The following is an 11,712-nucleotide window of genomic DNA, read 5'->3' on the forward strand; positions in this document are numbered from 1 at the left end:
AATTTAAGCACGAATTAAGCTCTGAGTTTTCGTTAGGATCAAAAATAATAATTATAAAATAACAAGGAAAAAGTTATGAGCACGTTAGATTGGATAATCGTTGCCATTTATGTGTTTGCGGCCATCGCTATCGGCTTGTTGTTTACCAAAAAAGCCAGTGCGAGTACAACAGACTTCTTTGTTGCTGGTCGTTCCTTACCTTGGTACATCGCTGGCACATCAATGGTCGCTACCACGTTTTCTTCTGACACACCCTTGTTTGTCGCTGGAGCGGTAAGAGAGCAAGGAGTTTATGCCAACTGGATTTGGTGGATTGGTTTAATCGGGATCATGGTTTCGGTATTCTTCTTTGCTAACTTATGGCGTCGTTCTCAAGTGTTAACCGAAATTGAACTGATCCGGTTAAGGTACGATAGCAGTATTTTTGTCGACGGATTAAGAATATTCAAAGCACTCTTTGATGGTGTATTTATCAATAGCATTATCATTGCCTCCGTCACTCTCGCGATGTCAAAAATCATCGTTGCGATTCTAGGGCTGTCATCAGAACCACTGTTCGTACTTCCACTTTTTGGTGCTATTACGGCAACAACAGCCATTTTAATTCTATTGTCTGTCGCTGCGGTTGCTTACACGGCATTATCAGGCTTATACGGTGTCGTCTATACAGACTTAATTCAATTCGGTTTAGCCATAGTGGGCGCGATTGCATTAGCGGTCATCGTGTATGTTGATTTATTGCCTCAAGGTGGTATTGCGGTCGCATTACAACAAGCCCCGGGATTTAAAACGGACACGCTAAACTTTTTTCCTGAACTTAATTGGGATTTAAAAACCGCCACATTTGCTATCTTACTAGTCATAGGCTGGTGGAATGCAGCACCTGGATCTTCATTTTATCTACAACGCACATTGGCATGCCGTACAGAAAAAGATGCCATGCTGAGCCTTTATTGGTTTGCTTTTTGCCATATCGTGATTCGAAGTTGGCCTTGGATTGTGGTTGGCGTGGCTTCATTGATCTATTTTCCTGCATTGGCTGATGCCGAGCATGCTTATCCGCAGATGATTGACTCCTTTTTACCTGTAGGGCTTAAAGGGGTTATGGTTGCCTCGTTACTGGCCGCATTTATGAGTACTTTGGATACCCAGCTTAATTGGGGCTCATCGTATCTCGTAAATGATATTTACCAACCTTTTATTGCTAAAAATAAATCAAAGCATCACTACGTAAAAGTCGCACGTTATAGCATGTTAGTTTTGGCGGGTATCGCACTATTAGTTACCACCCAACTTACCAGTATTCTCTCTGCCTACGAGTACATTGCGGTTATTATTACACCGGTTTCTTTAGTGCTGATCATGCGTTGGTATTGGTGGCGAATTAATGTTTGGTCAGAAATATCTGCTTTGATCGGTGCAGCAGTAATTGGCAACGCCATGCTTTGGATTTTACCTGATGAAAAGGGTGAGCATTGGTTTGCTGTTCGAATGCTTATTACGACAGTCATCACTTTAGTCCTTTGTTTAACTGTCACTTTGTTTACATCAAGAAAAGGGCCAAGTGAGCAAACAAAACGGTTTTATCAGCAGCTTCGTATTCATGGTTCAGGATGGGAACGTGTTAGAGTTGAAACACAAGTTGAACCAGTATCGGCTGGAATAAAGGATAATACTATTGCTTGTATTAGCAGTATTGGATTTATTTATTGTTTACTTTTTTCAATCGGTTACTTTATATTTGATCAATTGCAGCTTGCTATCATCAATCTTGTTTTAGCTGGCTTTTTCGGGTTCATTATTAAACAAAAGTTACCCAGTATTATTCGCAAATTAAAAGAGTTTCCGATACAAAATAATATTGCACAATAGGGACTAAAATGCTGCTAAATATTAATCCAATTTTAACACCAGATATTTTGCATAGCCTTCGATCAATGGGGCACGGTGATACTTTAGCGATAGTAGATGCTAACTTTCCAGCAAACAGTAATCATGATGAAGTTATTACATTAGCAGGCTTAAGTGTAACTACCGTTTTGGAAGCCGTGTTGTCTGTCTTACCTTTAGATACTTTTGTAGCAGCACCATGCTGTACGATGAAGGTAGTTGATAAACCTGATGCAGTACCGGAAATTGTTAATGACTTTAAAACCATTGTTTCGCAGTCACCATCTAAAGGCTCCCCTTTTGAATCACTAGAACGGCATGCTTTTTACCAAGCCGCTAAAGATTGCTTTACCATTATTCAGACAGGTGAAACCCGTTTATATGGCAATATCATTGTTACCAAAGGGATTATTTTCTAGGGAAAATAACAACGCCAAGGAGTACAATATGTTTAATGGTTTAGGCAGTCTTTCTCATTTATCCAATGCAAGATCACGATCTATCACTCCTGAAAATTTTTCAGGAGAAGCAGGGAAGGGCGGCATGGCAACCACAGGGACGGGCGCTATTCCTTCTCGGGAGTTGGGTGTTGGCTGGAAAGTTTCTCCTTCGATAGATTTAAAAGCCGGTGAGACTTTCACACTTGCAGATATAAATAAACAGGGCATGATTCAACACATTTGGCTGACAAAACTGGCAGATGTGAAAGGCCGAGATTTAATATTGCGCATGTATTGGGACGATCAAGTTCACCCATCAGTTGAAGTACCATTAGGGGATTTTTTTTGTAATGGATGGGAACATTATGCTGAGGTAAATTCAATGCCTGTAGCCGTACTTCCCGGTAAGTCCTATAACTGTTTTTGGGAAATGCCTTTTCGTAGTCGAGCTAAAATAACATTAGAAAATCGTTCAACTTGCGACACACAAATTTATTATCAAGTTGATTATTCAGAAACTGAAATTGATAAACATTGTGCTTACTTTCATGCGTCATTTCAGCGACAAAATCCAACTGAGCCGAAAACTGACTTCACTATTGTAGATAATATAGAAGGGCAAGGACATTATATTGGAACATATATGGCTTGGGGTGTTAACTCGCCAGGTTGGTGGGGTGAAGGTGAAGTTAAATTTTATATCGACGATGACAAAACTTACCCTACCATTTGCGGTACGGGAACAGAAGACTACTTTTTAGGCTCTCATAATTATGATATAGGTGTCGCTGAGCCTGGAAAGGAAAGTGCTTACAGCCGTTATAATTCTCTTTTTGCAGGTGTCCCACAAGTTATCCGTCCAGACGGTGTTTACCAATCTCAAACACGATTTGGGATGTACCGTTGGCATATCCCAGATCCAATACGATTTAAGCATCATTTAAAGGTGACTTGCCAAGTATTAGGCTGGTTTGATTTTGCGAATTGGGATGGTGATATCAAAAACAGAAAATATCGACCTAGGCAGGATGATGTTTCCGCTGTTGCTTTTTGGTATCAAACTTTGCCTTCAGTTCCGTTTAAGTTACTTCAAACTCGGGATGAACTATCAACAAACTGACCAGAAACTTGCTTATTCAGAGCCGTTGTTTTAGCAATCTAAGCGGAATTGCAACGCAGTAAAGTGCTAAAACTTGACGTTAAAAATGTTAGCTAACACTTGGCAAGATACCTAGGCACGATATTGTAATTAATGGTATTACTTCGTTTCCAGCGTACTTTGAAGTGACCGCAAAGTTAGCTGAACTTTGTAGGTTTCAGGTAAAAGTTAAACTTTTTCCCCCATTTACAGACTAGATTTCAAAAACGTAAAACTAATAAAGGGCTGATTATGAAAATCAGCCCTTTATTATACTGTAAACCGTAATCGAAGATTAAGCTTCAGTATTTACACTGGCACCGCCTTGCGACACCATCACCATGGCAGGGCGTAATAAACGGTCATTCAATAAATAACCTTTTTGCATCACCATCATAACTGTATTAGCTGGAAAATCAGGACTTGGCTGCATACCGATGGCTTGATGTTGATCTGGGTTGAAAGCGTCACCTTGTGGACTCAATTCTTTCACTCCAAATTTTTCTACGGCACTTAATAAGCTCTTACGTGTTAATTCAACACCTTCATGTAGTGCTTTCATTGCACCTTCTTCCGTATCAATGTTCAAACCAGCAACGGCATGATCCATATTATCTAATACTGGAAGTAGTTCATTAATAAACTTTTCGAGTGCAAACTTACGTGCTTTTTCGACATCTTGTGCTGCACGACGGCGAATATTATCGACTTCAGCGGCAGCGCGAACAACCGAATCTTTTTGCTCATCAACTTTAGCTGAGGCTTCTGAAAGAGCCTGTTCAAGCTCTTCAACCCGAAAGCTAGCTTGTGTTAATTCGTCAATTAAGCTTGCTTCTTCAGTAACTGTTTCTGCTACAACGTCTTCCATCTGGTCTTCTTCTGTCTTGATTGATTCGTTACTCATTTCCACTCCAGCTAAAAATACTTTGTTTCTGCATGCTCTGGGCATATTATGGGGATAAATTCTAGCGTTTCAAGTGTAAAGCGACTATCAATATTATATGAAAACCAAATTTCAAACTGTCGGCCTTATCGGTAAGCCGCATCATCAAGATACAAATACTACTCTTAAAGCACTTAACTACTGGTTAAGAGAAGAAGGGTTAGACGTAGTAATTGAAGAGCGAGTTGCTAAAGATATTGATACAACAGCAACTCCAGTTAGCTTGCTTGAATTGGGGCGCCAATGCGACCTTGCTATTGTCGTTGGAGGTGACGGCAACATGCTAGGGGCGGCTAGAGTGTTATCTCGTTTCGATATCGGCGTGATCGGCGTAAATCGCGGCAACCTTGGTTTTCTTACGGATTTAGATCCCGAGAACTTCGAAAGTTGCTTAAGTAAAGTATTAGAAGGTGATTTTGAAACCGAGCATCGCTTTTTGCTAGAAGCAGAAGTACATCGTCACGGCAAACTCAAGTCAAGTAATACCGCTGTAAACGAAACCGTACTACACCCCGGTAAAATTGCCCACATGATTGAATTTGAAGTTTATATTGACGACAAATTCATGTATAGCCAACGCGCCGATGGCATGATTGTTTCAACACCCACAGGCTCTACTGCATATTCGCTTTCCGCTGGCGGCGCAATTTTAACCCCAAATCTTGATGCACTGATCCTTGTGCCAATGTTTCCACATACTCTATCTTGCCGACCGATTGTTGTAGATGCCAATAGCACGATAAAGTTGCTGGTTTCACCCGATAATGGCGATAACTTGGAAGTGAGCTGTGATGGTCATGTGCATTTAGCCGTTTTGCCCGGTGACGAAATCATCATTCGTCGCAGCACTGATAGGCTTCGCCTTATTCATCCTGATGGGCACAATTATTTTCATGTTCTTAGGAATAAACTTGGTTGGGGCAGTAAACTGTTTTGATTGTAGCTTTTAGCAGTAAATCTCTATCGATTAAGGTTGCTTATTATGGCAGTATTGTTTCCATAGGTGTTTATTTTTTCCACAGAAAATACTTTAACAAGCAAAATTGTTATTAGATGTAATTTTCTATTATTAGCGCTTCAGCCAAAAAGAAGTTATCTTCAGCACGTAATAAATCTATTGGGAGCGTTCATATACGCAGAAAAATTACTGATAGCAAGACATGAATAGCAGCAAGTAGTGGTTACCGACATACAAAACTGTCGTTACTTCGTTTCTACTTGCAAAATTTATAACGCAGCTAGCGGTGATTTTGGTAAGTATATGAATGTTCAGCACTCACCTGATGGGTGAATTCGGGTTGTTTAATTTTGAATTTAACTTCAATAAATTAGAGTTAAATTGTGCATTCAACCGATTTATTTAGGCTCAACATCATTAATTCGATGAGGATTTCGTTATGTCATTTCTAGGACTTAATTTGAACAGTAGCTCATCCTATTTCATGGTTACACAAGACATGCCTAAGCAGGAACGAGGTAGTGCTGTTGACCGTAGAAAGCGAAATATCACCTCTCCTTTGCTTGAGTCAAATTCATTAACAGATCAAGAACAAGCTATACCTCACGAAGCGCTCCTAAACTCACCAAAAACAACTAGAGTGCAGAATCAAACTGCCAGAACAAACGTAAAAGCACTGCATCTGAATATGGACTTTAAAAGGCAACTAACAAGCATTAATCAAAAAATTAAGAATCTTAATTCACGACTCAAAAGAGATATAAATCCTGGACAAATTGCATCTATAAATGCACAGCTGAACGCTTTAAAAACAAAAAAGCAAATTATTAACCTCCAACTGCTTGAATTAAAAACCGTGAGATAGTCATAAAGTAATCACCAATAACTTAATTAAACGGCAATCCAATCAATTATTTTGCATTTTTATTTTGGTGTCATTTATAGAAAGAATACGCTGAGTCTGCAAATATAGAACTCTCTGCACGAATATATCGATTATTCCTATATCCCTCTTTTCTTCAAAACCTCTACACTTGAGTTTCCACTTGTCTCAAGTCAATTACTTATGTCGACAACTCGGTACACTTATACCAATTACAGTAATTAATCTCTCACTCAGCAAGAGATAAAGGTTTTCAGTACAAGGCACAAGCTCGAAGTACTATTGGGATAATCCAAGAACGTGCAAAGCAGTAACGGAAACCTGTAGCCTTGCCCTTCGGGAGCTTGTATATGCTCACTTTGGTTCATAAAGAATACTTCTCAAAATTGTCTTGACGTAGCAATGTAATAACGACATTTTTGTATGTCGGTAACAACTAAGTACCTGTCGATAAGTTTTTTGATAATTATTGTGTTCAGGTTTAGTGCTATACAAGACGCAAAGTAGGGCGCATAGCCGTAGCTATGTAACCGAAGTTGCAACACCGTAGAGTGCTGAAACTGGGCACTAGAAAATCTTAAGAAACTTATGGTCAGGTACTTATGCCTTCATCAATTTCGATTGCACTTTGAGCACATACCTAGCTCTGAGTTGAGTATTTAATTACTGTAATTGGTATTAATTTGGAATATCGTTATCAAAAATGTCGATAAAAGTGTGGCAGATCACACTTTAAAACCATTTAAGTTACTTTTTAGTAAAATAACTGTATAAAAACAATACAATAAACTTTAAGATTGCTTTTGGAACGTCAAAATAGAAAGCACTCTGAGGAGAAATAATGAAAAAGTTAGTTTTGCTTGCGTTGGCTAGCGCTCTCACTATGCCAGCAATTGCTGCTGATATTGCAGCGGGTAAGGCGAAGTCTGGTATGTGTGCGGCATGTCATGGCGCAGACGGTACATCAGCGATCCCTATGTACCCTAACCTTAAAGGTCAACATGCCCAGTATCTTGAAAAGCAGTTGAAAGCATTTAAAGATGGTACTCGTAAAGATCCAGTCATGGGTCCAATGGCTATGCCTCTATCTGATGCTGATATGAAAAACATTTCAGCCTACTATGCAAGTTTGAAGTAATTTTGCATTGTTTACGATTAAAAGCGCTACATGTTGTTAGCGCTTTTTTTATTTTTAATAATAGGATTTAATAATAACAATAATATTTCACTACTCATCAATTTGTACAACCTTTCATCTATTTATTGATCTCAATCATGATGCTTTGATCTAACACTCATTAAACTTGCCTCATTAAAGGCTGCGACAATTTGTCGCACTCTGTATAAAGGCGAACGCGGCAATGCGCACAATAAAGTTAAAAAGCCAATTGAAAAGTTGGTGGTCAATATTTTTAATGGCTGGACTATGGTTATTCTCTGCCAGTAGTTTTGCCTTGTTCGTCAGCCCACCAAAAGACCCGCTTCCTATTATTGAACAGACATTCCCCGAAGCCACAACGATTAGTGATAAAGAAGGTGAACTGTCACTAAGAACTATTTACAAAGGCGAAGAAATCATTGGTTACGCCTTCGAAACTAATGATATTGCGAGAATTCCCGCTTATTCAGGCGAACCTGTCAACATGTTAGTGGTAATCGACCCCGCTGGTAATTACCTAACTGCAAATGTGCTAGAGCACCACGAACCAATTATTCTCGCAGGCATTCCAGCCAGTAAACTTGATATTTTTGCCGACCAATATAAAGGACTATCTGTTTCAGATCGTCTAAAAGTTGGTGGTAATAAAACTCAAGGTACTGTGGCTATTGACGGTTTATCTGGCGCAACTGTTACTGTAATGGTGATGAATGTTGCAATCACCAAAGCCGCCACTAAAGCCGCTATTGAACTTGGGATCATTGAGCCTAAATCAAACGTCATACAACCACTTTCAACCATCAAAAAAGAGATCTTCACAAAAGAAAACTGGCAAACACTGGTTGGTGATGGCTCTATCAGGAAACTGTTCTTAAATCGAAATACCGTCGATGAAGCTTTTATAGGCACTGCCGCAGAACATGTTGACGAAGCAACAACGACACAAAAGCAAGACATGTTCGCAGAGGTTTTTTATACCTTAGCTGACATTCCTACCATAGGTCGAAATTTACTTGGCGATGCAGAGTACGATTATCAAGTACAAAAGCTGAAAGCTGGCGAGCACATTGTTGCCCTTTTAGGCAATGGATATTCGTTCAAAGGCAGTGGCTATGTACGAGGTGGTATTTTTGATCGTATCCAAGTTCACCAAAATGAAGAAGCCATTTCGTTTCGCGATCTCGATCATCAACGACTTACTGACAATTACATTGATGGTGCGCCATCATTTAAAGAAATGTCACTGTTTCGAGTTCAAGAGCATTTTGAGTTTGATCCGGGTGCTCCGTGGCAATTGGAATTATTAGTTAGACGCCAAACAGGTCCAATTGATAGCTTATTTACCAGCTTTAAAGGTCAATATGATCCTCTAGAACAATATGTCGATACACCACCAGCCATTATTCCTGAGCCAGAGTTAACACTGACTCAACAAGTTTGGAAAGAAAAAACACCTGAGGTTGTAGTGTTATTGTTGCTCATTGGTGTGCTACTGCTGATCTTATTTTTCCAAGATATTTTGGTTCAACACCCTACTTTCATGCACCGCTTACGACATGGTTTTCTTATTATGACTGTCGTGTTTATTGGTTGGAGCTGGGGTGGACAGCTTTCTATCGTCAACGTATTTACCTTCTTACAAGCCTTAATGTCGAACTTTAGTTGGGACTTATTCCTGCTTGATCCCATTATATTCGTGCTCTGGTGCGCTGCTGCCGTCACTATCATTCTTTGGGGGCGGGCTGTGTATTGTGGCTGGTTATGCCCATTTGGCGCACTGCAAGAACTGGTTAATGTGTTTGGCCGTTGGCTGAAACTCCCTCAACTTGAATTACCATTTGCTGTTCATGAACGTTTATGGGCGATTAAGTATCTTATTCTACTTGGCTTATTTGGTTTATCGCTTGAATCACTCGCTACCGCTGAACAGTTTGCTGAAATCGAGCCTTTTAAAACAACTTTCTTATTAAAGTTTAGCCGCGAATGGCCCTTCATTGCATGGGCGTCCTTGTTGATTGTAATTAATCTAGTGAACCGCAAAACATTCTGTCGCTATTTATGTCCGCTTGGCGCTGCACTTTCTGTTGGCAATGGTGTGCGTTTATTTGATTGGTTAAAACGCCGCAAAGAATGCGGGCAACCTTGCAAGACTTGCGCTAAAGAATGCGAAATCCAAGCCATTTATCCGAATGGTGAAATCAATATGCGCGAGTGCCATTACTGTCTCGACTGCCAAGTCACTTATTTTGATGATGAAAAATGCCCTCCTTTGAAAAAGATGGCGTACAAAAAACGGAAAAACGAACAACAAATACCAGCAGTTAATGTTGGATAAAGATAACACTTAACGACTTTTATACAACGGCTACGCCGGTAGCCATAACGGAGAAGCACCATGCAAGATAAAGATAACAAGGAACTTCAACAAGAAGTCCAAAACGTTGACAGACGTCGGTTCATGGGCAAATCAGCGCTTTTAGGTGCCGGCGCAGTTGCAGCACCAATGACAGCTGCTATGTTTGCTTCAATGGCGAAAGCTCAAGCAAAAGAAGCGGGCAACAGCGCAGTAGTTCACCCTGGTGAGTTGGATGAGTATTACGGATTTTGGAGTGGTGGTCACTCTGGAGAGGTACGTATTCTTGGCATTCCGTCAATGCGTGAATTGATGCGTATACCTGTATTTAACGTTGATAGCGCCACAGGTTGGGGGATAACCAACGAAAGTAAACGCATTAAAGGTGATAGCGCCCATTTGCTTGCGGGCGATTCACATCACCCACACATGAGTATGACGGACGGAAGCTACAACGGTAAGTATGTTTTCATTAACGACAAAGCGAACACTCGTGTAGCTCGTATTCGTTGTGATGTTATGAAAACAGATAAAATGCTCACTGTACCAAATGTGCAAGCGATTCATGGTTTACGTGTTCAAAAAGTCCCCTATACAAAATACATCATTTGTAATGGTGAATTCGAAATTCCAATGAACAACGATGGCAAAGCATCACTGGAAGATGTGAGCACTTACCGCTCATTGTTCAATGTCATCGATGCTGAAAGCATGGAAGTCGCTTTCCAAGTCATGGTTGATGGCAACTTGGATAACACAGATGCTGATTTCGATGGCAAATACTTCGCGTCAACGTGTTACAACTCTGAAATGGGGATGAACCTTGGTGAAATGATCACCGCTGAACGTGATCATGTTGTGGTATTTAACCTTGCACGTTGTGAAGCCGCAGTAAAAGCAGGTAAGTTCAAAACTTACAATAGTAACAAGATCCCAGTACTAGACGGTCGTAAAGGTTCTGAACTCACCCGTTATATCCCAGTACCTAAATCGCCACACGGTTTGAATACTTCACCTTCTGGTCAATATTTTGTAGCCAATGGTAAGTTATCACCAACAGTCTCAATCATTGCAATCGACAAGTTAGACGATCTATTCAACGACAAAATCAAGCCAAGAGATACCATTGTAGCTGAGCCAGAATTAGGCTTAGGCCCACTGCATACGGCATTTGATAATCGCGGCAACGCTTATACAACCTTGTTCTTAGACAGCCAGATTGCAAAATGGAATGTTGAAGACGCTATCCGCGCTCATAATGGTGAAAAAGTTAACTATCTACGCCAAAAGTTAGATGTTCACTATCAGCCGGGTCATAACCATACATCACAAGGCGAATCGCGTGATGCAGATGGTAAATGGCTAATCTCACTGTGTAAGTTCTCTAAAGATAGATTCTTGCCAGTAGGTCCGCTGCGCCCAGAGAATGATCAGCTCATTGACATTTCAGGCGACGAAATGAAGCTAGTTCACGATGGCCCAACTTTCGCTGAACCTCATGACTGTATGATTGTTCATCGCAGCAAAGTGAAGCCTAAAAAACTTTGGACTCGTGATGACCCAATTTTTGCAGATACTGTCACTATGGCGAAAAAAGACGGCGTAACGCTAGAAACTGACAACAAAGTTATCCGTGAAGGCAATAAAGTGCGCGTATACATGACATCAATTGCACCGAACTTCGGTATGAATGAGTTTAAAGTCAAACTGGGTGATGAAGTTACTGTTGTAGTGACAAATTTAGACCAAGTTGAAGATGTGACCCATGGTTTTTGTATGACCAACCACGGTGTGCAAATGGAAGTTGGTCCACAAGCAACATCTTCTGTGACCTTTATCGCCAATCAGCCGGGCGTACAGTGGTATTACTGTAACTGGTTCTGCCATGCACTACACATGGAAATGCGTGGCCGTATGTTGGTTGAAGCTTAATTCAACCGATTTATTT

The 11,712-nt window shown here is 40.4% G+C and carries 9 protein-coding genes; 8 read left to right on the forward strand and 1 reads right to left on the reverse strand.

Annotation, left to right across the window (positions count from 1 at the left end; genetic code table 11):
* Positions 1-75: 75 nt before the first annotated feature.
* From E2I05_RS03700 to E2I05_RS03710, 3 genes are read left to right on the forward strand one after another with little or no spacing between them, the layout of a single operon-like run.
* Positions 76-1,872 (forward strand): sodium:solute symporter family protein, encoded by a 1,797-nt coding sequence (locus tag E2I05_RS03700; protein WP_121852604.1) that lies wholly within the window; start codon positions 76-78, stop codon positions 1,870-1,872.
* A gap of 8 nt (positions 1,873-1,880) precedes the next feature.
* Positions 1,881-2,309 carry an RbsD/FucU family protein gene (locus tag E2I05_RS03705; RefSeq protein ID WP_121852605.1) on the forward strand — a complete coding sequence of 143 codons (429 nt, stop codon included), beginning with the start codon at positions 1,881-1,883 and terminating at the stop codon, positions 2,307-2,309.
* Between the two features lie 28 nt (positions 2,310-2,337).
* The gene (locus E2I05_RS03710; protein ID WP_207805259.1) at positions 2,338-3,450 is read left to right on the forward strand and encodes a glycoside hydrolase family 172 protein; all 1,113 of its coding nucleotides are present in this window, start codon (positions 2,338-2,340) and stop codon (positions 3,448-3,450) included.
* Between the two features lie 313 nt (positions 3,451-3,763).
* On the opposite strand, the gene grpE is transcribed toward E2I05_RS03710, so the two are convergent.
* Entirely contained in the window at positions 3,764-4,372 is a 609-nt protein-coding gene (gene grpE, locus E2I05_RS03715) for a nucleotide exchange factor GrpE (RefSeq protein WP_121852607.1), read from the reverse strand.
* Between the two features lie 97 nt (positions 4,373-4,469).
* Between grpE and nadK the strand changes: the two genes are divergently transcribed.
* From nadK to nosZ, 5 genes are all read left to right on the forward strand, one after another.
* Positions 4,470-5,348 (forward strand): NAD(+) kinase, encoded by an 879-nt coding sequence (gene nadK, locus E2I05_RS03720; RefSeq protein WP_121852608.1) that lies wholly within the window; start codon positions 4,470-4,472, stop codon positions 5,346-5,348.
* 460 nt (positions 5,349-5,808) lie between these two features.
* The gene (locus tag E2I05_RS03725; protein WP_121852609.1) at positions 5,809-6,234 is read left to right on the forward strand and encodes a hypothetical protein; all 426 of its coding nucleotides are present in this window, start codon (positions 5,809-5,811) and stop codon (positions 6,232-6,234) included.
* A gap of 859 nt (positions 6,235-7,093) precedes the next feature.
* Positions 7,094-7,390: a c-type cytochrome gene (locus E2I05_RS03730; protein ID WP_121852610.1), complete on the forward strand. Its 297-nt coding sequence runs from the start codon at positions 7,094-7,096 to the stop codon at positions 7,388-7,390.
* A gap of 277 nt (positions 7,391-7,667) precedes the next feature.
* Positions 7,668-9,746 carry a transcriptional regulator NosR gene (gene nosR / locus E2I05_RS03735; RefSeq protein ID WP_243641042.1) on the forward strand — a complete coding sequence of 693 codons (2,079 nt, stop codon included), beginning with the start codon at positions 7,668-7,670 and terminating at the stop codon, positions 9,744-9,746.
* Between the two features lie 60 nt (positions 9,747-9,806).
* Complete coding sequence (nosZ, locus tag E2I05_RS03740; protein ID WP_121852612.1) at positions 9,807-11,696, forward strand: TAT-dependent nitrous-oxide reductase; 1,890 nt, start codon at positions 9,807-9,809, stop codon at positions 11,694-11,696.
* Positions 11,697-11,712 lie beyond the last annotated feature (16 nt).

This window comes from Parashewanella spongiae (genome assembly GCF_004358345.1).
Lineage (GTDB): Bacteria > Pseudomonadota > Gammaproteobacteria > Enterobacterales > Shewanellaceae > Parashewanella > Parashewanella spongiae.